Origin of the sequence: Saprospira grandis str. Lewin, assembly GCF_000250635.1 — a bacterium.
In the GTDB taxonomy this organism is placed as follows: domain Bacteria; phylum Bacteroidota; class Bacteroidia; order Chitinophagales; family Saprospiraceae; genus Saprospira; species Saprospira grandis.
This window is the reverse complement of record NC_016940.1, coordinates 2,436,127-2,462,751: the sequence shown is the minus strand read 5'-3', so window position 1 is coordinate 2,462,751 and position 26,625 is coordinate 2,436,127. Positions and strand designations below refer to the sequence as shown.

At 47.4% G+C, this 26,625-nt stretch carries 27 protein-coding genes and 1 tRNA gene; 7 read left to right on the top strand and 21 right to left on the bottom strand.

Annotated features, from left to right (window positions below; genetic code table 11):
* Positions 1–28: 28 nt before the first annotated feature.
* The 3 genes from SGRA_RS11000 (at position 29) to SGRA_RS20560 (ending at position 1,530) form a co-directional block, all read left to right on the top strand.
* Complete coding sequence (locus SGRA_RS11000) at positions 29–346, top strand: helix-turn-helix domain-containing protein (RefSeq protein ID WP_015692757.1); 318 nt, start codon at positions 29–31, stop codon at positions 344–346.
* Positions 347–383: 37 nt separating this feature from the next.
* Positions 384–839, top strand: coding sequence for a MarR family winged helix-turn-helix transcriptional regulator (locus SGRA_RS10995; protein ID WP_015692756.1), 456 nt, complete (start codon positions 384–386; stop codon positions 837–839).
* A gap of 340 nt (positions 840–1,179) precedes the next feature.
* Positions 1,180–1,530 carry a DUF3276 family protein gene (locus SGRA_RS20560; RefSeq protein ID WP_071823169.1) on the top strand — a complete coding sequence of 117 codons (351 nt, stop codon included), beginning with the start codon at positions 1,180–1,182 and terminating at the stop codon, positions 1,528–1,530.
* Positions 1,531–1,754: 224 nt separating this feature from the next.
* Here SGRA_RS20560 and uvrA read toward each other — a convergent pair whose 3' ends face one another.
* The gene (gene uvrA / locus SGRA_RS10980) at positions 1,755–4,547 is read right to left on the bottom strand and encodes an excinuclease ABC subunit UvrA (protein WP_015692752.1); all 2,793 of its coding nucleotides are present in this window, start codon (positions 4,545–4,547) and stop codon (positions 1,755–1,757) included.
* A 385-nt stretch (positions 4,548–4,932) separates the two neighbouring features.
* Here uvrA and SGRA_RS10975 point away from each other — a divergent pair, with 385 nt between their 5' ends.
* On the top strand, positions 4,933–5,514 hold the full coding sequence (locus SGRA_RS10975) for a sigma-70 family RNA polymerase sigma factor (RefSeq protein ID WP_002658221.1): 582 nt from the start codon (positions 4,933–4,935) through the stop codon (positions 5,512–5,514).
* Between the two features lie 271 nt (positions 5,515–5,785).
* Here SGRA_RS10975 and SGRA_RS10970 read toward each other — a convergent pair whose 3' ends face one another.
* A complete protein-coding gene (locus tag SGRA_RS10970; RefSeq protein ID WP_015692751.1) occupies positions 5,786–6,403 on the bottom strand; it encodes a Maf family protein in 618 nt (205 codons plus the stop codon).
* A gap of 203 nt (positions 6,404–6,606) precedes the next feature.
* On the opposite strand from SGRA_RS10970, the gene SGRA_RS10965 reads away from it, so the two are divergent.
* The 3 genes from SGRA_RS10965 (at position 6,607) to SGRA_RS10955 (ending at position 9,013) form a co-directional block, all read left to right on the top strand.
* On the top strand, positions 6,607–7,065 hold the full coding sequence (locus SGRA_RS10965; RefSeq protein ID WP_015692750.1) for an SRPBCC family protein: 459 nt from the start codon (positions 6,607–6,609) through the stop codon (positions 7,063–7,065).
* Positions 7,066–7,155: 90 nt separating this feature from the next.
* The gene (locus tag SGRA_RS10960) at positions 7,156–7,938 is read left to right on the top strand and encodes a lipoprotein signal peptidase (RefSeq protein ID WP_041329627.1); all 783 of its coding nucleotides are present in this window, start codon (positions 7,156–7,158) and stop codon (positions 7,936–7,938) included.
* A 229-nt stretch (positions 7,939–8,167) separates the two neighbouring features.
* Positions 8,168–9,013 carry a carbonic anhydrase gene (locus SGRA_RS10955; protein ID WP_015692748.1) on the top strand — a complete coding sequence of 282 codons (846 nt, stop codon included), beginning with the start codon at positions 8,168–8,170 and terminating at the stop codon, positions 9,011–9,013.
* Between the two features lie 53 nt (positions 9,014–9,066).
* Here the strand turns inward: SGRA_RS10955 and SGRA_RS10950 are convergent, their stop codons facing one another.
* The 19 genes from SGRA_RS10950 to SGRA_RS10860 all read right to left on the bottom strand — a co-directional run bounded on the left by SGRA_RS10950 (position 9,067) and on the right by SGRA_RS10860 (position 26,244).
* A complete protein-coding gene (locus SGRA_RS10950; RefSeq protein WP_015692747.1) occupies positions 9,067–9,981 on the bottom strand; it encodes a bile acid:sodium symporter family protein in 915 nt (304 codons plus the stop codon).
* Between the two features lie 3 nt (positions 9,982–9,984).
* Complete coding sequence (ftsY, locus tag SGRA_RS10945; protein ID WP_015692746.1) at positions 9,985–10,953, bottom strand: signal recognition particle-docking protein FtsY; 969 nt, start codon at positions 10,951–10,953, stop codon at positions 9,985–9,987.
* A gap of 132 nt (positions 10,954–11,085) precedes the next feature.
* Positions 11,086–11,262 carry a DUF4295 domain-containing protein gene (locus SGRA_RS20550; protein WP_002658232.1) on the bottom strand — a complete coding sequence of 59 codons (177 nt, stop codon included), beginning with the start codon at positions 11,260–11,262 and terminating at the stop codon, positions 11,086–11,088.
* 39 nt (positions 11,263–11,301) lie between these two features.
* Positions 11,302–11,490, bottom strand: a complete 189-nt coding sequence (rpmG, locus tag SGRA_RS10940; RefSeq protein ID WP_015692745.1) for a 50S ribosomal protein L33 — start codon at positions 11,488–11,490, stop codon at positions 11,302–11,304.
* A gap of 22 nt (positions 11,491–11,512) precedes the next feature.
* A complete protein-coding gene (rpmB, locus tag SGRA_RS24320) occupies positions 11,513–11,911 on the bottom strand; it encodes a 50S ribosomal protein L28 (RefSeq protein ID WP_015692744.1) in 399 nt (132 codons plus the stop codon).
* A 74-nt stretch (positions 11,912–11,985) separates the two neighbouring features.
* Positions 11,986–12,059: transfer RNA gene (locus SGRA_RS10930), tRNA-Arg, on the bottom strand.
* Positions 12,060–12,211: 152 nt separating this feature from the next.
* Positions 12,212–13,756: a S8 family serine peptidase gene (locus SGRA_RS10925; protein WP_015692743.1), complete on the bottom strand. Its 1,545-nt coding sequence runs from the start codon at positions 13,754–13,756 to the stop codon at positions 12,212–12,214.
* 1,031 nt (positions 13,757–14,787) lie between these two features.
* On the bottom strand, positions 14,788–16,386 hold the full coding sequence (locus SGRA_RS10915) for a hypothetical protein (protein ID WP_015692741.1): 1,599 nt from the start codon (positions 16,384–16,386) through the stop codon (positions 14,788–14,790).
* A gap of 19 nt (positions 16,387–16,405) precedes the next feature.
* Positions 16,406–17,425 (bottom strand): FecR family protein, encoded by a 1,020-nt coding sequence (locus SGRA_RS10910; protein ID WP_015692740.1) that lies wholly within the window; start codon positions 17,423–17,425, stop codon positions 16,406–16,408.
* A gap of 51 nt (positions 17,426–17,476) precedes the next feature.
* Positions 17,477–18,079, bottom strand: a complete 603-nt coding sequence (locus SGRA_RS10905; RefSeq protein WP_015692739.1) for an RNA polymerase sigma factor — start codon at positions 18,077–18,079, stop codon at positions 17,477–17,479.
* 23 nt (positions 18,080–18,102) lie between these two features.
* On the bottom strand, positions 18,103–18,576 hold the full coding sequence (gene bcp / locus SGRA_RS10900; protein ID WP_015692738.1) for a thioredoxin-dependent thiol peroxidase: 474 nt from the start codon (positions 18,574–18,576) through the stop codon (positions 18,103–18,105).
* A 45-nt stretch (positions 18,577–18,621) separates the two neighbouring features.
* Complete coding sequence (locus SGRA_RS10895; protein ID WP_015692737.1) at positions 18,622–18,948, bottom strand: 2Fe-2S iron-sulfur cluster-binding protein; 327 nt, start codon at positions 18,946–18,948, stop codon at positions 18,622–18,624.
* A gap of 299 nt (positions 18,949–19,247) precedes the next feature.
* Positions 19,248–20,453: a sterol desaturase family protein gene (locus SGRA_RS10890; protein ID WP_015692736.1), complete on the bottom strand. Its 1,206-nt coding sequence runs from the start codon at positions 20,451–20,453 to the stop codon at positions 19,248–19,250.
* A gap of 191 nt (positions 20,454–20,644) precedes the next feature.
* Positions 20,645–21,370: a hypothetical protein gene (locus SGRA_RS10885; RefSeq protein WP_015692735.1), complete on the bottom strand. Its 726-nt coding sequence runs from the start codon at positions 21,368–21,370 to the stop codon at positions 20,645–20,647.
* Positions 21,371–21,458: 88 nt separating this feature from the next.
* On the bottom strand, positions 21,459–21,965 hold the full coding sequence (locus tag SGRA_RS10880; protein WP_015692734.1) for a YceI family protein: 507 nt from the start codon (positions 21,963–21,965) through the stop codon (positions 21,459–21,461).
* A gap of 29 nt (positions 21,966–21,994) precedes the next feature.
* Positions 21,995–22,705 carry a hypothetical protein gene (locus SGRA_RS10875; RefSeq protein ID WP_245538540.1) on the bottom strand — a complete coding sequence of 237 codons (711 nt, stop codon included), beginning with the start codon at positions 22,703–22,705 and terminating at the stop codon, positions 21,995–21,997.
* 151 nt (positions 22,706–22,856) lie between these two features.
* Complete coding sequence (gene hutI, locus SGRA_RS10870; RefSeq protein WP_015692732.1) at positions 22,857–24,113, bottom strand: imidazolonepropionase; 1,257 nt, start codon at positions 24,111–24,113, stop codon at positions 22,857–22,859.
* Between the two features lie 256 nt (positions 24,114–24,369).
* Positions 24,370–25,257 carry a thioredoxin domain-containing protein gene (locus SGRA_RS10865; RefSeq protein WP_015692731.1) on the bottom strand — a complete coding sequence of 296 codons (888 nt, stop codon included), beginning with the start codon at positions 25,255–25,257 and terminating at the stop codon, positions 24,370–24,372.
* A 66-nt stretch (positions 25,258–25,323) separates the two neighbouring features.
* Complete coding sequence (locus SGRA_RS10860; protein ID WP_015692730.1) at positions 25,324–26,244, bottom strand: class I SAM-dependent methyltransferase; 921 nt, start codon at positions 26,242–26,244, stop codon at positions 25,324–25,326.
* Between the last annotated feature and the right edge of the window lie 381 nt (positions 26,245–26,625).

Sequence of the window (26,625 nt, the reverse complement as noted above, 5' to 3'; positions counted from 1 at the left end):
TAGTATTTTTGGCAAAAAATAAACGCATATGTTTGGATATTTTTCGATAAAAAACAATTTATATCCAATTACTTTTGGGTTTTGCCTTCTTTTTGTTGCTTGTATATCGGAGCCTGCGCCAAAGATGGATTGGCCCAACGACTTGGGAGAGCAGATTCGATTGGAGCGGCAGCGGCGGGCTTGGAGCCAGGAGGAACTGGCAGAGGGTTTGGGGATATCCTTAGAGAGTTTGCGTTTAATTGAGGCGGGGCGGGCCACGCCTATTTATGAAAAGCTAGACGAGATAGAAGCCTTTTTAGGGATCAAAATAGATAAAAGCCAGTTAGACAGTTTAGCAACTTTTTAGGCTTAAAATTGTCTAATAATTAACAACTTAAAGCAAGATGAAAATAGAGGAAGAGATCAATCAACAGCGTCCATTTAAAGATATGTATCAGAAGGTAGGAGTCAATATTTTGTTTACGGCCTCTTGGCTCAGTAAGCTACAGACCGATGTTTTGAAGCCCTATGGTTTATCGGTGCAGCAATTTAACATTTTGCGGATTTTACGGGGGATGCGGGGCAAGCCGGCCACGGTCAAGTTATTGACAGAGCGCATGATTGACAAGACCTCTAATGCTTCTCGTTTGGTGGAGAAATTGCAGCGCAAGGGTTTGGTTTTGCGTAAATCCTGCAGGCAGGATCGTCGGCGGGTAGACATTTACATTGAGGAGGAGGGCTTAAAGGTCTTGGCGGAGGCTTCTGCCCAACTAGAGGCCCAGATGGCGGACTGCATGAGTCATTTGGAGGAAGAAGAGGCAGGACAGCTCAGTGATTTATTGGATCAGTTGAGAGGTTAGGATATTTTTTTGGGGCTGCCCCTTCCGCCGGGTTAAAACCCAGCGCAAAGCGGTATCGCTTTGCGAGCTTATACAAAATGAGGGTTAAAACCCTCATGAATGATCGGCTGGGTCGGGCTGTGCCGGGCTCGCAAGTCTGCTCGGCCCTGCAGCCGCCTGCGGCGGCTTTGGTCTGGCCTTCGGCCACCCTATCCATCCCTCAGCCGAGGCGTGCGGCGGCTTCGCCGCCTGTTAATCGCAAAAAGGGCAAGAATGCTAAAGCTGGCTTTCTTTTTTTTGGGATAAAAAAATTACATTTGTTCGCAAGATTTTCTTTTTACGCAACCAAAATTTGTAGGACGTGGGATTTGACAAAAAAGACCGGCGCTTCGAGAGTGTTTTCTCGCGCAAAGTAAAAGCGGGCAAACGCCGAACGTACTTCTTTGATGTACGGCAGACCAGAGGGAATGATTATTATGTGACCATTACGGAGAGTACGCGCCGTTTTGAGGACGACAGTTACTCTAGACACAAGATTTTCTTGTACAAAGAGGACTTCAATCGTTTTGTCGAAAGCTTAAACGATGTAGTTGATCATGTTAAAACGGAGTTGTTGCCAGACTACGACTACGAAGAATACAGCCGTCGTTATGAAGATGATGGCGAATGGGAATTTGATCAGAACGATAATTCTGATGGAGAGGGCTGGTAGGCCTTGCTCCCCAAGCAAAAGCCCCCTTTTCCGATTTGGAAAAGGGGGCTTTTACTTTTGCGTTTAGCAGGGCGCAAAGCGCCCGCAGGCTGAGGGGCTGTAGCAGGGCCGCCGCAGGCGGCAGACCAAAGCGCTGAAAGCGCTGCAGGGCCGAGCAGAGCTGCGAGCTGCGCAATGGCCCGACCCAGCCGAAGGCTGGGGCAGCCCCAAAACAGCATCTTAATTTAAGACTTCATTACTTCTTTGAGCTTTGTTCGGAGGAAATCGGCTGTATAAGAGCCTTTGATTTTGAGCATTTCCTCTGGGCTTCCTTGGAAGAGGAGTTGGCCGCCATTTTTGCCGCCTTCTAAGCCAAGGTCAATAATATAATCGGCAGATTTGATGACCTCCATATTGTGCTCGATCACAATCACGCTATGGCCAGCCTCTACTAGGGCATTAAAGGCATCTAGTAATTTTTTGATATCGTGAAAATGCAGGCCCGTGGTGGGTTCATCAAAAATGAAGAGGATATGTGGGGTTCGGCCTTCGTCCTTGCCTAAAAAAGCGGCCAGTTTTACCCTTTGGGCCTCTCCGCCAGAGAGCGTACTAGAGGATTGGCCGAGGCGGATATAGCCCAGACCGACATCGGCTAGGGGTTGTAGCTTACGGACAATATCTTTTTGGTCCTCAAAAAAGAGCAGCGCCTCCTCTACCGTCATTTCCAAAACATCATAGATCGACTTATCATTATACTTTACGGCTAGCACCTCTTTTTGGAAACGTTGGCCATTGCAATCTTCACAGATCAGGCGCACATCGGCGAGGAACTGCATAGACACGACTGTTTCGCCTTCGCCTTTGCAGCTTTCGCAGCGGCCCGCCTCTACATTAAAGGAGAAATGCTTGGGCTTAAAATTTTGCATTTTGGCCGTATGCTGTTTGGCAAAGAGCTTACGGATGGCATCATAGGCCTTGACATAAGTGACGGGATTGGAGCGAGAAGAGCGGCCAATTGGCGATTGATTGACCATTTCGATTTGGCCAATTTGCTCATAATCTCCGGTTAGGGCCTTAAAGGCGCCAGGTTTTTTCTTACTGTCTTCGCCCAGGGCTCGCAAAAGCGCAGGATATAAAATGCCCTTGACCAGAGTTGTTTTTCCGCTACCGCTCACGCCTGTTACCACCGAAAAGCTATGCAGGGGAAAATTGACATCAATATTCTTGAGATTATGTTCTGCCGCACCTTCTAGGCGGATAAAACTATGCGGTTTTCGGCGATTATCGGGCAGGGGAATGCTCATGCGGCCGCTCATATACTTAGCGGTAAGGCTATCGGCGGCAGTGCTATGAATTTCGGGATAAGGGCCAGCAAAAACGATTTCTCCGCCATGTACGCCAGCAAAAGGGCCTACATCAATGAGATAGTCGGCCTGGGCGATAATATCCTCTTCATGTTCGACCACCACCACGGTATTGCCCAAATCGCGCAACTTGCGCAAGACCTTAATCAGGCGGTCCGTATCTCTGGGGTGCAGCCCAATACTGGGTTCATCGAGGACATAGAGCGAGCTCGTTAGGTTGCTACCTAGGGTTCGGGTAAGGTGAATACGTTGAATTTCTCCGCCAGAGAGGCTAGCCGAAAGTCGATCGAGGCTAAGATAGCTCAGGCCGACCTCTAGCATAATATTTAGGCGGCTTTTGATTTCTTCCAGCAGGCGGTCGGCGATTTCGGCCTCCTGTGGGCTTAGCTCCAGCGCATCCAGAACCTTGACCAACTGATCGATGGGCATTTGGACCAATTCTCCGATATGATAACCATTGATTTTTATATAGAGGGCTTCGGGGCGTAGGCGAGTTCCGTTACAGGCGGGGCAAACTGTTTTCCCTCGGTAGCGGGCCAGCATCACTCGGTTTTGGATTTTATAGGAATGGCTTTCGAGGTCCTCAAAAAAGCCATTGATACCAGCAAAATGCTTATTTCCCTCCCAGAGGTCCTTAAGTTGTTGGGCATTGAGTTCTCGATAGGGGCGGTGAACGGGGAAATCGAACTTATCGGCTACTTTGAGTAATTTTTTGAGCCAGCGGCTGGCCTTATCTCCACGCCAGCAGGCCACGGCATCCTCAAAAATAGACTTTTGTTTATTGGGAATTACTTTTTCCTCATCAATGCCTAGGGCTTTGCCATAGCCTTCGCAGGCGGGACAGGCGCCCAAAGAGCTATTAAAATTAAAGAGTTGGGGGCTGGGTTCTTCAAAGCTTTGGCCGTCTAGTTCAAAGCGAGTACTAAAGCTATGCAACTGGCCATCTAGGCAATCAATAAAGCAGCGGCCAAGGCCCTCCTGAAAGGCAGAGTCAACGGAATCCGCAATTCGTTTATTGTTTTCGGCATCGTCTTTGTTTATCACAAATCGATCAATCAGAAGATAAGGAACAGCCTCCGTTTTGGGCAGTTCTGCTTCTAAAAGTTCTTGTATTTTACGTGTTTTGCCCTCCCATTGCAAGCGAGTATAGCCTTTTTGGAGGAGTAGATCTAGGCTTTGTTCTAGGCTTCGGCCTTGGAGCAAAACAGGAGCGAGTAAAAGGACCTTTTGGCCATTTTCTAGCTGATGTAAAAAATCAATCACATCGGTTACGGATTGCTTCTTAACTTCTTGGCCAGAAATTGGCGAGAAAGTATGCCCTACTCTAGCAAAGAGCACTCGGAGATAATCATAGACTTCGGTTAGGGTGCCTACTGTAGATCTGGCGTTTTTATTGCCCACTCTTTGCTCAATAGCAATAGCGGGACAAAGGCCGCTAATTTGGTCTACTTCGGGCTTTTTCATCCGCATCAAAAACTGTCGAGCATAAGAAGATAAACTCTCGACATAGCGGCGCTGCCCTTCTGCATAGAGGGTGTCCATGGTCAAGGATGATTTTCCCGAACCCGAAACACCAGTCACCACGACTAGCTGATGATAGGGAATATGAACATCTACGTTTTTAAGGTTGTTGGCATTGGCCCCCTTAATGCGAATTGATTTTTTTTCTCTCATCTTGCAACCTTTCAGGCAATTGTGCGTAATCTTAAGGAAAACTAAAAAATGGGTCCTCGCTGCGGCAAAAAATAATGTCCCACAGCTAATTATTAGGCCCACAAAGATAAAAAACAAACTTGGACATAGGCCAATTCCCTAAATAATGAATTATATTTGCGCCTAGCCCCCAATACTCCAAAAAAAATAACCTTCTCCTCTAATAAGAAAAAACAAGCTTTGCCTATCGTACAAAGATTTACACCTTTAGTTCAAATTTCCTAGTTCTTAAACATGCGCCTTGGGCCACTCCTTAATCTGTTCACTCCTTACCTTATGGGCATAGTCTGCCCAGAACAGCCTGTCCCAGGACTGCATACTCTTGTTGTACCTAAAAAATACTGCCATGACCTGTAAATCTGCTCACGATCGGGACCTTATCCGTAGCTATATGCAAGGAGACGAAAAGTCTTTTGAAAACCTATTGAACAAGCATAAAGCTAGAATTTATACTTCTATCTATATGTTTGTCAAAGATAAGGATCTAGCCAATGATCTTTTCCAAGAGACTTTCATCAAAATTATCGACACTTTTCGCTCTGGCCGCTACAATGAAGAAGGCAAATTTCTTCAATGGGCTTTGCGCATCTCTTACAATCTTTGTGTCGATCATTTCCGCAAGAATAAGCGCCGGCCTACTGTGGCCGCTAGCGATGATTTTGATATCCTCGACATCCTTAAAGTCAATGAGGATAATCAAGAAACTCGCATCATGAAGCGCCAAACCTACGATAAAGTCCGTCAACTGGTCGATTGCCTACCCAAAGAACAACGTGAGGTCATTATCCTCCGCCATTATGCCGAGCTTTCTTTCAAAGAAATTGCTCAGCTCACCAAAGTAAGCATCAATACGGCTTTGGGCCGCATGCGCTATGCTTTGATCAATATTCGCCGAATGATTGAGGAACGACAGATTTCACTTCAATAAGTCTTATCTTATGTTTTGGTTACAGTTTTTTTTGCCTTTTTTTTCAAAGGCTATAAAAAAAGCGACTTGCTGCTGAGCGAGTCGCTTTTTTTGTTGTTTTAAAGGATTTGGGGCTGCCCCGCCCTGCGGGCGGGTCGGGCTGTTTCGCAGCTCGCTATTCGCTCGGCCCTGCGGCGCTTACAGCGCCTTGGTCTGGCCTTCGGCCACTGCTGTCCATCCCTCAGCCGAGGCGCTGCGCGCCTTTGCGGCGGCTTCGCCGCCTGTAGGAGCGCTATTTTTTTTGGTCCAAAATAGTTTGGTAATCGCAAAGGGCGGCAAATAATTGTTGGCTGGGCAGGCCCACAATATTAAAATAACTGCCTTGGATGCCCTTAATGCCAATGAGGCCGATCCATTCTTGGATGGCGTAGCCGCCTGCCTTATCAAAGGGTTGAAAATGGCTGACGTAATACTCAATTTGTTGGTCGGTCAGTTCGGCAAATTCTACTTTAGAGCTGCCCACAATATCGTAGCGTTTTTCTTGGCCCCAAAGGCAAACAGCGGTACGGACCTCATGCGTTTTGCCCGATAAGGCCCTTAAAAAGGCCTTGGCCTCTTCTGCAGATTGGGGTTTTTCGTAGCTATTTTTGGCATCAATGACGGTAGTGTCTGAACAGAGGAGCAGCTGTTCGGGTTTCTTTAGTAGGTGCAACACCGAGCGGGCCTTTTTTTGGGCCAAAAAGAGGGCAATATCGGCTAGGGGGAGAGTAGGGGGATAATCCTCTTCTACATTTTGGGCAATTTGCTGAAAGCGCAGGCCCATATCTCGCAACAGTTGTTGTCTTCTGGGCGATTTGGAAGCTAAAAGGATTTCTATTTCTGGAAAAAACAATGGAATAGAAGCAGACATAAATATAGATATGATGGTCCAATAAAAGGTTTTGCAGGGCCGTCAGGCCCGCAGGCCTAGCGATGCGGCGGGGTGGCGCAAAGCGCCAGACCGAGGCGGCAAAGCCGCCGAAGGGCCGAGCAGACCTGCGAGCCCCAAAGCGTAGCGCCCGCCGAAGGCGGGAGGCCCCAAAATAATCAACTCATCAAGCAGAAAAAAAAGAGATGCAAATTTTATTAAAAACGAAGGTAGAGCAGGCTCCCAAAGCGGTCATGGCGGCTTTTGACCGAGAACTATTTATTCAGCTCAAGCCGCCTGGAGTTGGCTTAAAATTGCTGCGTTTTGATGGTAGTGAAACGGGAGATCGGGTAGAAATGCAATTGAACTTTGGGTTATTTAAGCAAAACTGGCGGGGGCGGATTACGGATCATGGCGAAGAGCGGGGCGGATATTACTTTGTGGATGAGGCCGAGGGGGAAGAGCTGCCTTTTTTCTTAAAAAAGTGGCGGCATAAGCATTGGGTACTGCCGGCGGACTCGGGGAGTTGGATTGTAGACGAGATTGATTATGAGGCTCCTTCGGGCTTAAATTTATTGTTGTATCCTTCGCTTTGGTTACAATTTGCCTATCGGAAACCGATATATCGGAAATACTTTCGCTTGGCGGGGCCAGAGCGGCAATAAAGTTTAGAATTTGGGTTTCTCAAAGCTAGTTATGCAGAACTTTATTATTTTTGTTGAGATAGCATATCTGGAACAGAAAACAAATACATTTTGAAAAGAGGAATACTAGCGAGTCTGTTATTGATCATTGTCTTAGTGGCGGATCAGTGGCTCAAGATTTGGGTCAAGCTCAACATGCAGATGGGCCAACATTTTAACATCTTTGGCGAGGGGCAAGATTGGGGACAGATTTATTTTACGGAGAACCCGGGCATGGCCTTTGGCCTAGAACTGGGGGGAGAATACGGCAAACTACTACTGACTAGTTTTCGTTTGGTGGCTGTCAGCATCATGTCTGTCTACCTATATCAGATCATCAAGAAAAAGAAAGGGCGGACCTTAATCAGCAGTGTATCCTTTATTTTGGCTGGGGCCTTGGGGAACATTTTGGATAGTGTATTTTATGGGGCATTTTTCACGGAAAGTCCGATACATGGTGGTTTGGCTGAAGTTACTGCATTTGGAGAAGGCTATGCGCCCTTATTATATGGTCGGGTAGTTGATATGTTTTACTTTCCGCTTTTGGAGGGGGATTATCCGGCTTGGATGCCCTTTGTGGGAGGCAAGCACTTCTTGTTTTTCCAGCCCATTTTCAATTTGGCCGATGCTTCGATTAGCTTAGGGGTATTTTTAATCATCTTCTGTTATCAGGACTTTATGGAAACCGTGGGCAATCCGCCCAAAGAAGAAGAGAAAGCCGCTAAAGAGGAAGCTATTGCGCCTGTAGTAGACCAAGAAGAGCCTACTGTTTTGGAGGAAGAAGAAAAGCCCAAACCCTCTATAGAGGAGCAAATTGGTTTGGAGATTGATTTGGAGGAAGAAGATGATGACTAAGTAGAATATTATCTATATAAATACAGAAGCCAGCTAATTAGCTGGCTTTTTTATTTGGTTACATCCTAATTAGGAACCTAGAACACAATTTTACTTTATAAACATTCTAAAATATAACCGTACTTCATTTTTTCATGACAAAAATTTGACTTTGTGACAAAAATCATCAAAGAAGTCTAGAGTGGCCTCGACATTTGTAGTTATCCAATAGCTACAAAAAAGAAAATTTATGAAAACGCTAAGCTACTTAGCCCTATTTCTATTAGGGCTAGGCCTAACGGCCTGTTCTTCCAATGAGCAACACCTTAATGAGCACCACCCAGAAACTGTAGAAAAAAGCCCCGTAAAACTAGAGGCGGCTCCAGAAGAAGGGCATGAGGGGCATCATCATGAGGACTGGAGTTATCAGGGAGAGACCGGGCCAGAACATTGGGCTGAGTTAGAAAAAACCTCTGATTGTGGGGGGATGCATCAGTCTCCAATTAACATTGTAGAGTACAAAACAGACGAGACCCTTCCTCCATTAGACATTCAGTATGCAGATCAGACGGTATTGCATGATGTGGTCAACAATGGTCACTCTATTCAGTATGATTTTGAAGAAGGCGACTATATTGTTTTGGAGGGAGAGAAATACTACCTCAAGCAATTTCACTTTCACGAGCCTTCTGAGCACACCATTGAGGGCGTTCGTTATCCTTTAGAGATGCATTTGGTACATGCCAACAAAGAGGGCGACATTGCTGTTTTGGCGGTTATGGCCAAAGAAGGTGGGCAGAGTGCTCCCTTTGACTTCTTGGAGGCTTACCTTCCTTTAGAGCCAGGAGCGAAGAAAGAAATTGGGAAGCCATTTGACATGAACCTCAACCTTCCTAAAGACAGAAGTTACTACCATTACACGGGTTCCTTGACCACTCCTCCTTGTTCTGAAAATGTGCAGTGGTATGTTTTCAAGACACCCATTGACATTTCTTTGAAGCAGGCCAAAGTACTAGAAGAAAACATGCCTGTTCATAATTACCGCAATGAGCAGCCCGTGAATGATCGCATTGTAAAAGCGAGCCCCAATTTCTAATTGAAGCCGTTTTAGGACCAAAGCGCAACAGCTATTTTAGCTGTTGCGCTTTTTCATTTCTTGGACCAATAAAAGGCCAGGCTCAGGCCAGAGACAATATGCCAAATGCCCCAACAGGCCGCAATAAGGGCCATACCGCCCAGCCCACTAAAATATTGAAAGCAGAGTAACAAGCCAAGGCCAGAATTCTGAATGCCCAGCTCAATGCTCAGAGTTTTCTGTTGGGGCCAAGACAGCTTGCTTCCTTTAGCCAGTGCAAAACCCAGCCCTAAGGCCAAGGCATTTTGCAAAATGACCAAGAAAATAACTGCGCCGATATAATTTAGGAAAACCTGAATATTGGAGATAAAGGCCAAGACCAGCAAAAGGCCAAAAAACAGAATAGACAACCATTTGAAAATGGGCGACATCCTAGCTGCCAACTTCGGCTTAAAATGGGCCAAGATAAGGCCTAGCAAAAGCGGTAAGGCCAGCATCAGGCTAACATCTAGAAAAAGCGGAAGAAAGTCTAGCGAAAGGCTCTTCATCTCTTCTTGAGCAAAGGGCAAACGGCTCCCCCAAAACATAAAATTGAGGGGCGTAGTCAGGGCAGCCAAAAGGGTAGTACAAGCCGATAAGCTCACCGAAAGGGCCGTATCTCCTTTGGCCAGATGCGTAAAAAAGTTGGACATATTGCCGCCTGGACAAGCGGCCACCAACAGCATGCCTAGCGCAATGCTCGGCAGGGGCGCCATATTGAAAAAATAGGCCAGATACAAAAAAGCAAAAGAAAGGGCGGGTAAAAGCAGCAGCTGCCCCAACAGCCCCAAAACAATAGCTAATGGCTGTTTGAATAGAGCCATAAAATCTTGCCCCCGAAGGTCTAGGGCCACCCCAAAAATAATAAGTCCAAGTACCAGCTTCAAAAGAAGTTGGGTACTTGGACTAAAAGCCAGCTCGAGCTGGTCAATATCTGTAAGTAGCAGCATCTACTATCCTTCTTTTTGTGAGAAGAAAGAATCGACAAAGCTGCGCTTATTAAAGGCTTGGAGGTGCTCTATGCCCTCTCCTACCCCAATATATTTAATAGGAATCTTAAACTGGTCGCTAATTCCAATGACCACCCCGCCCTTGGCGGTACCGTCTAATTTGGTAATAGCGAGCGAACTTACATCTGTTGCCTTGGTAAACTCCTCGGCCTGAATGAAGGCATTTTGGCCTACAGAGCCATCGAGGACCAACATCACCTCATGAGGAGCATCCTCAATTTGCTTAGACAAAGAGCGCTTAATCTTAGAGAGCTCGGCCATCAACTGCTTATTGTTGTGCAAGCGTCCAGCCGTATCAATAATAGCAATATCGCAGTTATTTTGGATAGCGTACTGAGTCGTTTCATAGGCCACTGCAGCAGGGTCTGTATTCATGCCCTTGCTATAAAAATCACAGCCCACTCTTTCGGCCCAAATGCCTAGCTGATCAACAGCGGCAGCACGGAAAGTGTCGGCTGCACCCAAAACCACCTTATGGCCCTGATCTACAAAACGCTTAGCCAATTTGCCAATAGTGGTTGTTTTGCCCGCTCCATTTACGCCTACAATCAAAATGATATAAGGGCGCTTGGCCTCCTTGGGAATAGAAAAGAAATTGGTCTCCTCTGTGGTGTTTTCGCCTAATAACTGAACAATCTCGTCTCGGAGAATCTCATTGAGCTCAGAAGTAGACATATACTTATCGCGAGCTACTCGCTCCTCAATCCGCTCAATAATTTTAATGGTCGTTTTTAGTCCTACATCAGACTGAATCAGTACCGACTCTAATTCATCTAGTACCTCATCATCTACCTTCGTTTTACCGGCAATAGCCCTAGACATTTTATTGAAGAAATTGGTCTTCGTTTTTTCTAGGCCTTTATCCAGGTCTTCTTTTTCTTTCTTCCCAAAAAGTTTGTTAAAAAATCCCATACGAGACTGCTTAATCTAGATGAACAATAAGGAGCGCGCCTAAAGAACGCAAAAAAAGGTCAAATAAAAAAACAGAAAGGGCTCATCCCTCAACAGGAAGAGCCACTTTCATAATTTGCCTTAATTACCTGATTATTTATTCTTGAAGAAGTCTTCCACTTGATCTTTGTGGACGATAACTTCCTTATAAGAATACTTTCCTGTGTTGGGGTCCTTTACGGACTTAACAACTCTCACGTGATCTTTACCACTGCCTGCATTCGCAGCACGTTGGGCTACACGTGCGTTTTTTGATACTTTCTTAGCCATGACGATTTATTTTTTGTCGAGCGGATAGTTCTCGAAAAATTACTTAATCTCTTTATGGATAGTGTAACGCTTCAAGATGGGATTGTATTTCTTCAACTCCATACGAGCAGGTGTGTTCTTACGGTTCTTCACAGTGATGTAACGTGAAGTGCCAGGAAGACCAGAATCTTTGTGCTCTGTGCACTCCAAAATCACCTGTACGCGATTACCTTTGCTTTTCTTAGCCATAATGTGTGATGATTTTTTCTATTTACTTAATAACAGAAGAGAGACGCACTTTGCGATTATTATCTGCAGCTTCAGGCTCAAAAGTAATGCTGTAGCTCTTGTTACCCTGAGCATCAGTGTGCTCTAGGCGACGGTAACCACGCTCATTACTCTTTTCAGCAGCCTTAGGATCTTCTACCCAAATAAAGGGATCATATCCTTTAGCGATCTGACGCTTCAAGAAGTTATATACCCCCAATTTGTTCATCGTACGTAGAGCACGCATGCTCACCTTTACTTTGATCCAAACATTTGATTCGGGTACAAAAATACGCTTAGTTTTAATATTCGCATTGAAACGACGTCTGGTCTTGCGATTAGAGTGAGAAACGTTGTTTCCCACCATAGCTTTCTTTCCGGTCAATTGACAAATTCTCGACATGACTGCTCTTTCTAATTTAAAAAGTTCCACAATTGCTTGTGGAACCTAATCAATTCTTTAAAACAATAAAGATGTGACCCTGAAGGGAGTCGAACCCCTAACCTTCTGATCCGTAGTCAGATGCTCTATCCAATTGAGCTACAGAGCCATTTTGCAAGTAGTGTGTTTTCTTCGTTGCGGTTGCAAATATAAGATGGTTTTTTATATTCGCAAAACTTTTTGAAGTTTTTTTCACTATTTCTTTTCTTAAGCCGCTTGTGGGCTTCCCGTTTGGGCTTTGCAAAGGTAGAAAAGCAATTGCTAATAGACAAATTTTTCTGTCTTTATTAAACGATTTTCTTCATAGAGCGAGACAAACAAAAGCTGCCGCCCCTCAAAAGGCCCTAGTTCCCAAATAGTTAGTTCTTCTTCTCCCAAGGCTTTTTCTGCAAAAAAAACTTGCCGCCCCCCAATATCGGCTATCCGCAAACGGTAATTTCCCGCTCTTTTGGCCCGATAACTTAAATATATTTGATCCGAAGTCCGCCGCCACAAAAAAGAATTTTCCTCCTCTTTTGGCCCATATAAGAATTTCAATAAGCGAAAGGCCGCCCCCAAATCTAAACGCCCCCCAGATTTTAATTCTTCCATATCGCCCTTTTTACTCACGCTGGCCAATAGAATATCCCGCAATAAGTACATAGCCGCCTGCGGCTCGGCCTTGAGGTAGGCCTGCCAGTCTGCTGCCGGATAACTCGCCAATAGGGCGATGCCCCCCGCCAAATGAGGCGCCGCCCCAGAGGTTCCCCCAAATACATTATATGTATTGTTGGGCCGAAGCGTATAAACAGCCCCCGGCGCCGCCAAATCCAAATGCAAAGGGCCATAGGGCGCATTGCGGTCCAATGCATCATAACGATTGCTCAAACTTACGGTCATTAAGGCCTCGGATGGACAAAGACAGGGCATGTCTCCTACCTCATCTATGTTTTCTTTCCGATTCATACTAGCCGCCACACTCAATATACCCGCCTGCCCCAAACTATCATAAACTCCACACCAAAGCGGATGATCCTCGGGCCGCCCAAAGTCTATGCCCGCCGATAAATTGCTGACCAGAATATAGGCCCCCTGCTGCCCCCCACTTTCTTCATAGAGCTGCCGCATTTTCCAGATGTAGTAGTAGCTCGCCAAGATGTTGCTCTCCTCCAAAAGGCTGTTGGCCGACTGCCCCGAAAGCAACATTATTTTTATGTTCCAATTGATGCCCGCCATGCCGACCCCATTGTTCCCCTTGGCCCCAATAATGCCCGCTACCGAACTCGCATGGCTGTCGGGCGCATGCTCATCATCTCCACTATCCGCTCGCCAACCCCGATAATCATCTATGTAGCCGTTTTGGTCATTGTCTATTCCATCATCCGGAACTTCCCCCCAGTTTATATATATGTTTTCCGCCAAATCCTCATGCGCCCAATCGCCTCCCCCATCAATTAGGGCCACAACAAGGGTATCCGAGCCCGCCAAACCGCCAGTCGTTTCTTCCCAAATTTCGGGCAAACCCAATAGGTCCATATTCCACTGCCAAAATTCATATTCGGGGTCGTTGGGCCGAGCCCGATACTGCAGTTGATGCTCCCACTGCCAGTTTTGAGGCCCCAAGCTTTGGTCCAAATACTGCTGCACTTCTGCGCTGTCTTCTGCCGCTATGCTGTAGCGCCAAATGCCCCAATCTTTGGCCAAACAATCTTTTTTTTGCGCCAATAGGTTCAAGGATTGCCCCGGCTCTAGCCGTAAAAGCAGCTTTTTTTGCCCCCATAAACTCCCCGATAAACAGATTAGAAGCAGCATTATTTTTAGTCGCATATCTTTTCATTTTTTTCACTCACTAAGTTACAAAGTTTTTTGTTTTGGGGCTGCCCCGCCCTGCGGGCGGGTCGGGCTGTGTCAGGGCTCGCAGGTCTGCTCGGCCCTGCGCAAAATTTCGCTACGCTCATTTTGCTGGGTCTGCGGCTTCGCCGCCCCCTTAACCATCCCTCAGCCGGATTTAATCGCGCTGCTTTGGCCATAGTTTGCTATGAATTTTCTGCTAGGCCAGCTATTTTTTAAGGGCATAGCCTTCGCTATGGCCGAGAAAAATAGGGCCGACTAGCGGGAAATTGCTGCAAACTATAAAAGTGAGTGCGTTTAAATCTGGCTATTGCCGCGGCTTCGCCGCCTCTAGACGCATAAAATGAGACTCTTTCCTACGCCTAGGGGCTTATCCCTAGGCGACTATTGGCCAAACGCTAAGTCGAGCTAAGAAAAAGCTAGCTCGAGCTAGTCAAATGCTAAGTCGAGCTAGGAAAAAGCTAGCTCAAGCTAGGCGAATACTAAGTCGAGCTAGGAAAGAGCTAGCTCGAGCTAATCAAACGCTAAGTCGAGCTAGGAAAAAGCTAGCTCGAGCTAATCAAACACTAAGTCGAGCTAGGAAAGAACTAGCTCGAGCTAATCAAACGCTAAGTCGAGCTAGGAAAAAGCTAGCTCGAGCTAATCAAACACTAAGTCGAGCTAGGAAAAAGCTAGCTCGAGCTAATCAAACGCTAAGTCGAGCTAGGCGAATTCTAAGTCGAGCTAGGAAAAAGTTAGCTCATTAGCCTTTGGGAATAAGTTCATTAAGTCAGTATTTTAACTTATTCGTAACAATTGAGCATAAAAAAGGCGCAAAACTTAGGTTTTGCGCCTTTTAGGCGGCCGAAGCAGAATGCCCAGCCAAAAGATGACCGTTGAGCGGCCTAGCGATGCGGCGGGGTGGCCGTCAGGCCAGACCAAGGAGCCGAAGGCGACGCAGGGCCGAGCAGACCTGCGAGCCCCAAAGCGTAGCGCCGACGACCGAAGGGAGGCGGAGGCCCCAAATCCTACCACAACTTATAACGAACCGCCAACTGCCAGCCCCAGAACAAGCGTTGTTCCCAATCGCCTCGGCTTCTTTCCCAGAGTAGTTGTTGGCCTAGGGCTTGGCTAGCTTCTACATTTTGGTGGATAAAATTGAGCTCGGGCCCCGTGAGCAGCTCCAAACCTGCCCCCAAGGGATGAGCAAAAAGGGCTCGTAATTGAAACAAATGCCCTCGGCCATTGGTCCAATCGGGACCTTCTTGCAAGCTATAAGCAAGCAGCTCGGGATGCAAATAATAGCCTTTTTCCATGGGCAGGCGGCAGCCCAAGCCAAAGCCCAAGAGCCAAATCGGCTGATCTAGGCGCTGGCCCATTTCATATATAGTATAAAAGCGGGGGTGGCCAATTTGCAGACTTTGCTGGGCGTGCAAAGCGGCAGAGCTCCCTAGACTGATGCGGTTGTAGCCTCCTTTTTTATAGATATTGAGCAGGCCAAGGCCTAGGCCTGCGGCGGCCGTATCGCAAATATTTAAGAGGCCCAACTGGCAGCCCTGCAAATGGCCCGTATAATTGATGCTGCCTAGCTGTAGGCCCTGCAAACTATCCGTATCATTGAGGCCCAAAGAAAGCTGGCAGCCCTGCAATTTGGGCGCCCGATTGTAGTAGCCGCCCAACTGTACATGCGCATTGGACCGACTATAATTGAAGAGGCCCGCCAACTGCAAACTATTGGCCGCATAGCCTTGGCCCAAGGCCAAATTACCCAAAAGTGAAAACTGCGAGCCCGACAAGCTGCTATCAACTCGATTGAGGCCCAAAGAAAGCTGGCTCCCATAAAGTGTGGCCGTCTGATTGTAAAGCCCAGCGGCCTGCAAGCCCATCAGCTCGCCCTTCACCTGATTGGCCAAAAGTGCAAACTGAAAGCCCATAGCCGACTCATCGACTCGGCTAGCGCCCAAACTCAGCTGCAGGCCCAAAAGCTGTCGGCGGCGGCCCCAGCCAATATCTAGGGCTAAAACCTGCGCCTTGACGGCCTCCTCCTCGGGCGTACCAAAAAAAGACAGCTGAAAAATGGACAACTCCTCTAAAAACTGCCGTTCTAGGGCCTCCTTCCAAAGCGCTCCCCAGTCGACCAAAATGCCCTGAGCATGAGGTTGTGCATCTAGAGAAATCAGCAGGCCCTCGCTATAAAGAGGGGGCAAAACCACCGAACTCAGGCGGACCTCAGGCGGCAGTGGGCGGCTATAAGGCAAAGGCGATTGGGGGGCTAGGGGTTGTTGCTTGGGGGCCAAAAGGGGGGCCGCCAAGCTCCATTGTTCCTTGGGCGTACTATCCTTAAGGGCCCAAAGCTGCCCGAGTTTTTGGTAGGCCAAATTATTCTTCCCCAACAAATCGACTAGGGCCGTATCTAGGGGCAAATTATTGGCCCTATGAAAAATAGCTTTGGCCAAAGTCAAGCGACCTTGGCCATAGGCAAAACGCAATCCATAAGATTGCTCTAATTCAACTAAGACTTCCTTTAAAGTTTCTCCCTTAAAATCCCATTGGGCCCGCTGCCCACAAATCAAAAGCGGCAGGCTGCCTAATAAAAACAGCAAAAGAAAGCGGGTAAATAAACGCATGACAATAGCTTGAAAAGCTTTAATCTAAAGCAGAAGTACAGGCTGCTCCAGAGAGCAAATAGGTCTTATCGGCGACTTTTTTTACCGATAAATTGAGGGTAAAGCTAAGCGCTTGTAGGATCTCCTCTACCTTAGGCGACTTAAAGCTGCCATTAAAAAGGCATTGGCCCAAAGCTTCATCTTCAAACTCTAGATGCACTCCATATTTTTGTTCTAGATCTTGGCGCAAATCGGCTAGGGCAAAATCCTTATAATTGAGGAGGCCATCTCGCCAATAAGTGGGATTGATCGGGCTTTTTAATTTGGCCCTTTTGTCTTTATAGTTATAATAAACGGCCTCTCCTTTTTCCAAAACGTACTCCTCTCCTTCTGGGCTACGGTAGCGGACCTTTCCTGTGCTTACCGACAGGCACATTTCGCTTTCATTTTCATAGGCCCGAACATTAAAGCTGGTGCCTAGCACCTCTAATTGTCCAGCTTTAGCAATTTGCAAAACGAAGGGATGTTCTAGATCTCGGTTAATCTCAAAAAAGGCCTCTCCGGCCAAAAGCTCCACCTCTCTACGATCTTGGAAGCGATCGGGATAGCGGAGTTTACTTTTTTTATTGAGGAAAATGATGCTGCCATCGGGCATTTGCAAATTGCGGCTATCTTGGGCCTCTAGTTCTAGCCAATTGAGCTCGGCCACGGCCTCTGATTTCCAGTTAAAGCTATCTGTCCCATAAAGCACAAAAACCAGCAGCAGCAGGCTAGCGGCGACGGCCGTCAGATTGGTATAGCGTTGCCAAAAGGTTTTTTGCGGCCTTCTTTGCTGTAGCTTTTTCTGTAGCTCTAGCCAAACCTCTGCCTGGCTGCTCGGGGGCAAATCGGCTTCTGGCAGGCTCCAAATGCGTCCTAGCTCGGCTTGTAGAGCCTGATGTTCTTCTGAAGCGGCCAGCCATTCGGCCAGGGCTTCTTCCTCCTCTTTTGCTAAGCAATTTTGGATGTCCTTGGCCAATAAGGACCATGGAATATCTTCGCCATTGTATAGTGTTGCCATATATTCTTGAATCTAATTTGGGGCTCTGCCTTTGGTTTATTGCTGGATGCCTTAAAAGAGCTTGGCCCCTATGCTAGAACAAACTTTAACAATAAAGAGCGCCAAAGGCAAGTAGGGACTCAGTAATTTGCGCATCACCTTTAGGGCCTTGCCCATTTGGTTTTCTACCGTTTTCACCGAGATATTCATGCTCTCTCCAATTTCCTTATAAGAGAGGCCATCAAATCGGCTAAGGACAAAGACAGAGCGGCAGCGAGGCGGCAAACTTTTGATCGCTTTATTTAGGGCCTGCTTCAATTCTTTTTCTGCATAAACCGCTTCTGCATCGGCAGTTGGGGGCGCGGCCAGATCGTGCTGTTCCTCTATATCTTCTATAAAGTACTTTTTGTGCTTGCGCAAATGGCCCAAGGCCTCATTTACCGCCATCCGACGCAAATAAGGCCCTATTGGTCCACGTATATTCAGCTTTTCTCGCTTTTCCCAAAGTTTGAGAAAGACCTCCTGAGAGAGGTCTTCGGCCGTAGCTTTATTTTGCAACATCCGATAAATAATGCGATATATCGACTGATAATGCTGCTCAAAAATGGCCTTGAGGGCCAGTTCTTGGCCCATACTCAATTGCTCTAGCAAAAGTGTTTCACGATCTGTATTCATGCCCACTTCCTAAATGGTTTGGCCTAGGATAATTTCTCCATGGCCTTCAAAATCTGCTCTGTGTGTTCTGCAGTTTTGGGGCGCTTAAATACTTTCAAAATGACGCCCTCTCCATCTATGATGAAGGTGGTCCGCAATACCCCTAGTTTGATTTTGCCATACATGTTCTTCTCGCCCCAGGTTCCATAGGCTTCCATAATTTCCTTTTCCTCATCGGCAATCAAAGGGAAAGGTAGGCTATATTTTTCAATAAACTTCTGATGTGAGGCTTCGCCATCGGGGCTGACGCCAACGACCGCATAGCCTTGTTCCAACAAAGCCTCATAGTTATCTCGGAGGTTGCAGGCTTCTTTGGTACAGCCGGGGGTATCGTCTTTGGGATAAAAATATAAAATCAGGGTTTTACCCGAAAAATCAGCCAAGCTAATGCTTTTCCCATTCTGGTCTTTGCCCTCAAAGTTAGGGGCCTTATCTCCTGCTTTTAATGTAACAGCCATTTTGTTTCTTGTTTTTGTTTTCTAAAATAAAACCGCTTAGGTTCCTTAGTCATCTGCTGCGGCCAAGCGCACCACCAAGCCCTCTAGTTCGGGCCGCAAATGGATTTGACAGCCCAAACGGCTATTGTCCTCCACAAAAAAGGCCTGGTCCAGCATATCTTCTTCATCATCAGAGGGCTCATTCAATTCATGATCGCTCTCTATATACATATGGCAGCTTGCACAAAGCGCCATCCCCCCACAGGTCCCTTCTACAGGCAATTCATAGGCCTTGCAGAGCTCCATCATGTTCATATTCATGTCGGTGGGGGCATCCAGTTCATGGGCCTGCCCATTTCGGTCAATAACCGTTACTTTGATTGTATCTGACATTTCTTTTTATTTTTTGGGGCCTCCGCCTCGCTTCGCTCGTCGGCGCTACGTTTACTCCCTTCGGTCGTCGAACTGCGCCCTAAAGGGCTTGTTGTCGCAGCTCGCTGTTGTTTTGGGGCCTCCGCTGCGGCTTCGCCTTGCGGCGCTACGTTTCGCAGCTCGCTGTTCGCTCGGCCCTGCGGCGCTTACAGCGCCTGGGTCTGGCCTGACGGCCACTGCTGCACATCGCTAGGCCAACAGCCGCAAAGTTAGGCTTTTGTTCGCATTCTAAAAATCTAGCTCCAGCTTTTATGCTTTTACTAGGAGTTTGCCGTTCGCCGTTGGTAGTAAAATAGCAGCCCTAAAGAGAGGATGGCCCAGGCGGCTAGTCCCCAAATATAGCTCCCCAAAGGAAAGAGGAAATAAAGGGCCAAGGGAGTAGCGAGCAGCCGTAAATACTCGGAGGACAGGCCCCATCTCTTGAGGTCCAATAAGCCCCCCAAATTGCCTAGTGCCCAAAGTATGATGACATTTAAAGCCAAAAGTTTAGGCCAATCCAACTGACTTTCAACCATCAGAAAGACCGTAGCCCCCAAAAGGATAACGACATATTGTATGAGCACATAAATGGGCAAAAAGGGCGGCAGGGAGGGATTATATTTCTCGGTCTGTTGTCGATCTACTGCGGGTACTTTTTGCTGCCCGCCCATATCTTCAGGCAACCAGCCCGGCCGCTCTACCCAAAGTCGCAAACGGTCTTCCCAGCGGGGCATTTGCCCCGCCGCCGCCCATAAGTCGGCATAATAATCTAAATTGGCCCAAATGGGATTATATGTAGCTAAGGGCTTAGTTACGCCATAGACCACCTCCGCTTTTTCGGGCTCAAAGCTGCCAAACCAACGGTCAAATAAAATGAGGGTGCCCCCATGGTTTTTATCAATATATTCTGGGTTGCGGCCATGATGCACCCGATGATGAGAAGGCGTATTAAAGACATACTCAAACCAAGCGGGCATTTTTCGAATGGCCTCCGTATGAATCCAAAATTGGTATAAGGTCTGAAAGGTCCCAATAATGAAAAAGGGAACAGGATCAAAACCCAAAAAGGCCAAGGGCCAGTAAAAAATAGCCGAAAAAACGCCCTGAAACGCACTTTGGCGCAAAGCCACCGACAAATTATAGTCCTCACTCTGATGATGGACCACATGCGCCCCCCAAAAGCTATTGATTTCATGCGAATAACGATGAAACCAATAATAAAGGAAGTCGATCAAAATAAATAGCAGGATATAGCTGGCCCAATGATTTGGTACCGACAATAAGCGCCAATGCTCATAGATATAAACATAGCTGCCCAAGCCAATAATTTTGATAAACACCCCCGTGACCTGCTGCCCTACCCCACAGCTAATATTGGCCACCGCATCGCCTAAGCGATACAACTGCTGCTGACTAAAATAGCCAATCAATAACTCTATTCCGATGAGGAGGAAGAAGACCGGAATTGCATAAATCATGATGTCCATAAGGCAATAGTTTAAGGATGAGGATGAAGTTCTGCGTCCTACAGGCGGCGAAGCCGCCGCAGGCCCAGCGCTGCGGAGCGGGTGGCCGAAGGCCAGACCCAGCGGGCGAAGCCCGCGCAGGGCCGAACAGACCTGTGAGCCCCGCAGCATAGCGGCGGCCAGCTTGCTGGCCGCGGGCCCCAAATTTTATCTTACTGCATGATAAATACAGCGGCAGAGAGCTCAAAAATGAGGTTATAGACCTTTTGTTCTTGGCTCATAATGGCATTTCCATTTTGGTCCACCGTGCCCGTAGAGTAGCCAGCGGGCACAAAAACCTGCCGAGTAATATCGGGACTAATGCTGGCCTCTAAGCGCAAGCCCAGGCCCGAGTCGGGCAAGCGCAAATCATAGCCGCCCGCTAATTTTACGCCCAAAAGCGCTCGATTAACGCCCTCTACCCCAAAGCCCACCAACTGATAATCTAGGGTATATTCGGCCCGCAAACCGAGGAGAAAATAAAGGCGATCCCGCTCTTCGGGACCAGTTAGATAATTCTTTTTGAAGGCGCCTAAAAGGCTCAAATTGTGAAACTCATTGGCGGGAACACTACTGCCGCCCACAAACATATTGCGGAAACTACTGCCCTTTTTGTGGTAGCCCAGAGCAAAGAGATAAGAGGTTTGTTGGCCATTTTCTGCGGCCCCCAAACTTTCGACAAAAAGGCCGGCATGATAGGCCAACAAAGCATTTCGCTGAAAGTTATTCCAGTTTTGGGTGGCTACCGTTCCACCCCCATAAAGGCCATAATAAAAGCCGCCACTCTGCTCATCATCCTCCTCTTCTTCTTGGGCCAAAAGTGCTGAGGAACTGCCCAAAAGGGCAAACAATAATAATAGATATTGGGCAAAGGCTAGCCCTATAATTGATCTTCTCATTGGTTAATTTTTTTACAAAATAAGCCTTTTTTATGGAGCGCCCAAAATAGAAAAGGCCCGAGGATGCTCCTCGGACCTTAAAGAAAACTTATTGCTCGATATGCAAAAAGAGCGTCAACTTATTGGCTAGGGTCCAACTGCTGCCCCCCACCTCAAAATCTCTGCGGTTAATCTGCAGCTCGGTATCAAAAACCGTTTTGCCGTTCTTTTCGCTAACCTTCACATCAAAAACGACCTTTTTGCTCACATTCTTGATTTTCAGATTGCCCGCAATCTTTAGGCGGTTGGCCGAAACCTCGCTAACCGCCGTCGACTGAAAGCTCATTTCTGGATAAGTATCCACCTCAAAAAAGTCTTCATTGCGCAAATGTTTATCTCTAGCGTTGTTGTCGGTATCTATAGACTTGACCTGAACGCTGCCATTAAAATAGCTTTGTCGAGGCACCTTTTTATCATATTTGATCTCGGTCTTGAAATCGGAAAAAGAGCCCGGCACCGTAAAGCCCGCATTCTTAATTTTAAACGTAATACTCGATTGAGCAGTGAGCGAACTGAGCATAAATAATAGGCTCAAACTTAACCATAGTTGTTTCATAGTCAATTAAATTTGGAAGGGAAAAAATCTTAGAAGGGACGGTAATAGAAGGCCAAAAAGCCTAAGATCGCCTTATGCCGAAAACGGTCGTTGTCTTGGGTTAGTTTTTCATCCGACTGAAATTCGACAAAGGTCATATTGAGGCCGCCACGAACACCCAGTTTTTCAGTGATGTCATAGGCCAGATAAAACTCCGAAACCAATTGCCCAATGTCATTATCGCCAATGAGCAGGACCGAAGGGGTTGTGGGGCGGCCCGTTTGGTTAATGGCATACTGATTATTATTATCACTACTCGTAAAAATGCCTGTTGTTTCTTTGCCAAAACCAAAACCGAGGGCATCAATATTGAAGCCCGCCTTAAGCTTGGGCGTAATCAAGTAGCCAACATGCAAAGAGGCGGCCAAAGCAGCACTAAAGGGCTGATCCACCAACATACTATCAATCAAATCATCTTTGGTCAGCTTGTAGGGAGCCGTGGTATAAAGCAATTGATCGCTGGCCCCAAAGGCCGAAAACCGAAGGCCATAGCCCAATAACAATCGCCGGTTTTTAAGCAGGGCATGCTCTCGCTGAAAAGAAAGGGCGTTAATATAAAGCGTACTCTCCGAGGCAGAGCCTGCTCCTATGGCTAGATCCAAGCTGTTGTAAACCTTGGGCAGCTCTTCGGCCTGAGACCATGCTTTGGGGCCCATAAACAAGGCCATGAATAGGCCTAGGGCCATTATGCAGTTTTTCATAAGGTATTGATTTAGATAAGAAGCTGTTGATTAGAACGACAATATATACAATCAAAGTGGAAAATTGTTGTATATACATCAAAAAAGCCTAACTCCTTTCATATAAAAAGAGTTAGACCCAATAAAGCAATGGAAATCTAGTGCTTTTATCTTAGATTAAGGCTTGTTTTTCCCAATGCAACTCCCCATTCAAAAAGACGGCCTCAATGAGGTCCGAACCAAAGCTATAGGGCAAATAAGCCAAGCTGGGCAAGGCTTCGGTGAGGAAGAAGTTGGCCCTAGCGCCCGGACGAATACAGCCCAGCTCCTGCTCTAGGTCCATGGCATAGGCCCCATGCAAAGAAGCGGCATTAATGGCCTCTTCGGGCAACATCCGCAACTGAATACAGGCCAAAGAGCAAACAAAGCTCATTCGGCCCGAAGGGGTGGTGCCCGGATTATAATCACTGGCCAAAACTACAGCGGCTCCCGCCTCAATTAATGCCCTAGCTGGCGTCCGATGATCATCATTCAAAAAGAAGGGGGCCGTGGGCAAGAGGCAAGCTAGGGTATCGGCTTGGCCCAAGGCCTTCATTTCATCGGTATTGAGGACCTCTAGATGGTCCACCGAACGAGCCCCAGCCGCTATCGCCGCCTCAATAGCGCCCATAGAATTAAACTGATTGCAATGTATTTTGGCCGGCAAACCATAGGCCTTGCCCGCTTCCATAATCCGCTGCGCTTCCTCCAAAGAGAAAAAGCCTTTCTCACAAAATACATCGATATAATCGGCTAGTCCTTCTTCGGCAATTTTGGGCAATAGTTGCTCTATTAATAGGTCCATATAGGCGGCTCGGTCTTCTTTATATTCGGGTGGCAAAGCATGCGCCCCCAAAAAAGTCGCCTTAATGGGAATGGGCGCCCAAGCTTTGAGGGCCTTAATGACCCGCAGCATTTTGAGCTCGGCCTCATAGGTCAATCCATATCCACTTTTGATCTCCAAGGCGCCTGTCCCCAAACGCAAAAGGGCCAATAAGCGCTTTTTGGCCTCGGCCAACAGCTGCTCCTCGGGCATGGCTTGCAAGCGCTTGGCCGAGTTGAGGATACCGCCCCCCTTGGCCGCTATTTCATGATAGCTCAAGCCCTGAATCCGATAGACAAATTCCTCCTGCCGCGGGGCCGCAAAAACCAAATGACTATGCGAGTCGCAAAAGCTCGGAAATAGGTCTCTTCCTTGCACATCATAAACGCTATATCCCTCTTTTTCGGGACAGTTATCCATGGGGCCAAATTCTACAATTCGGTCACCCTCCAATAGCATATAAGCATCTTTCAAATAGGGTAATTGGGCCAATTCGGCGCCTCTGCGCAAGGCGGGTAGCTCTTGCGCTTGCTGCCAAATGCAGCCAATGTTTGTTAGTAATTGCATCTCGTTTTTATTGCTATTTATGTTGTTTCTTTTGGGGCCCGCGGCCGCCCTGTTCAGGGGGGCGGCCGCCGCTAGGCTTCGCCGCTCGCAAGTCTGCTCGGCCCTGCAGCCCTGCGGGCTTTGGTCTGGCGCTTCGCGCCACGGCTGCGCAGCGCTGGGCCATTTAGGGCCTGCGGCCCTAGGCTAGGCCCCAGCTAAAAAAAACTCCCCCGCAGCCCATGGCTGCGGGGGAGAAGATATTGAACTCTGAGCGGTATTACTTAAAATATCGCAAATCTTTAATCAATCCTTTGCGGATTTTCTTTTGCTGCAAAACATTCTGAAAGCGTCTGGCGGCTGCCTGGCTCTCAAATTCGCCCAACAACAGCTGGTAGACCGTTTTGCCCCGCAGCTCATCGACATGCATGAGGATTTTGTGGCCAGGCAGCTGCTTTTGCAGGGATTCCGCCTCTAAGGTCCAGTAATTGACTTCTTTATAGACGCCCATCTGCAAAGAAAAACCCTCTGATTTTTGCCGCTTGAGCTCCACCTCATACAAACCTTTTCCGCTGGCCTGTATGCCCTGCTCAAAAATAGAGAGGTTGCCCGATAAACGGGGCGACTCATTGGTTTTGGCTGGCGATTTTGCAGGCGGCAAAATGGGTTCTTCCGCAAGTGGTTGCGGGCTTTGCTTAGGCGTTGTTGTTGTGCTAGGCACCGAAGGGCTGCCCTTGGGGCTGCGCACCTCCTCAAAAGCCTTGAGCAAATCTGCCGAAGACTGATAGCCCACTAATCGCTTGACCAATTTGCCTTCTTCATTAAAGATGAGTAGGGTCGGCAAGGCTTCAATCTCATATTTTTGGGACCACATGACCCCATCAAAATCTTGGACATCCAAGCGCAGGCCCACTACATTTTGGCCCATATAACTGGCCAAGCGGCTATCCTGATAGGTCGAGATATCCATATTGCGACAGGCCGCACAATAACTGGCGTCAAAATCGACAAAATAGAGTTTGTTTTCTGTTTTTGCTTGTTGCTTGGCTGCCGTCCATTCCATTTCAGAAAAGCTCACTTTAAGCGATTCGGGCTTAAAGAAGGCCAACAAAGGCAGTAGGGCAAAAATAGCCAATAGACTTAGGGCAGCAAGGGTGTATCGTTTCATAAAAAAGGGTCTGTGCAGAGAAAAATTGTTCTTCCTTAAAGATACAAGTTCAAGAGAAAAAAACAACTACCGACTCCACAAATAGACATGACTGACCGCCAACTCTTCTACTGTAAACTGCGAAAAGCTCTTGTCTATGGCTACTGTTTTTACTTCTTCGGGCCGGCCGGGGCGATGCTCTTCGGCCAAAAGGGCCAAGCCCAACTCTTGGTAAAGGCTCAAGTATTGGGGGAGACGCCAGCGGTTCTGTGGCTGCACTTCATTGTCTATGCGGGCCCATTGTTTGGGCGTAAATTGCAAGAAATTATAGATAGTAATATTGGGGTCGGCATGCGCAAAATGGTCTGACATATCGACAAAGTGGGACATCAGGCCTTTGGGGTCCAGCAATTGCTGAAAACGCTGCAAAATCTGCCGCAAGGCTGCTGGATGCACATGCTCAAAGGTGTTATTGGAGTGGATTAGCTGTATAGATTGCTCCTTAAATTCTCTCAATTCTCGAGCATCGCCCAAGAGGAAGGACAGCCGCAATTGGGCCAAAAATGCGGCATCATCCAAATGGCTACTCTCCTTGGCCAAGGCTTGAAGAATGGCCCAGCGCTCTTCCAAAATGGGCAAACGCAGCCGGACCTCCGCTTCTTTCTCCAGAAATACTTGCAGGCAGCGCTCCCAATGCGCTCGATGCGTCAAGGGGTTAAGGTCTAGGCTGCGGACCTGCTCCGCCCCGACCAAAAACAAACTAATGGGCACCACCGGATACCAACCCGTTCCCAATTCTAAGGTTTGTATGCCCTGCAAACTGCCCGCATACTGCTGATAGGCGGCTATATGTTTTTGCGCATGCTCTAAACGGTCTAGAAAATAGGCATCCGAGAGTTGCACACCCTTGGTCACATATTTTTGCATGAGGTAATTGACTTTGTGATCAAAGGGGGCGGGTAAAAAGGAGATGCCTTTTTGGACCACAGCTTTTAGCTTCCAGTTCATTTTTATGGTTTTAGTTTTCGGGCCGAAGATAAGATAAGATAAGATAGAACAGAGACGTACAAAAAGCTATAGAAGATGGAAATTTGGCCCAGATTAAACCTTGCTATGGGCCTAGCGTCTTTAGGCCAGATAAGGCAGCTTGAGCTTGCTTTTATCTTCTTTGTTTTGGAAGCAAGGAGTTGGTTGTGGAGGCCAGCTCCTTTTTTTTGGGGGGGGACTGTTCAAGTTTTGATGGGCTGTTTGATCTCTGTCAAATAGGGCATAAAGGTTTTGATGGGCTGTTTTGTCTTTAGTCATGGCGGCTTAAAAGCCCCTGCTTCATTGAAGAAAGGCGAAGGTATTCGTTTTTCAGGACCTGCGGCTTTTAAGCTGCAGGCCAAG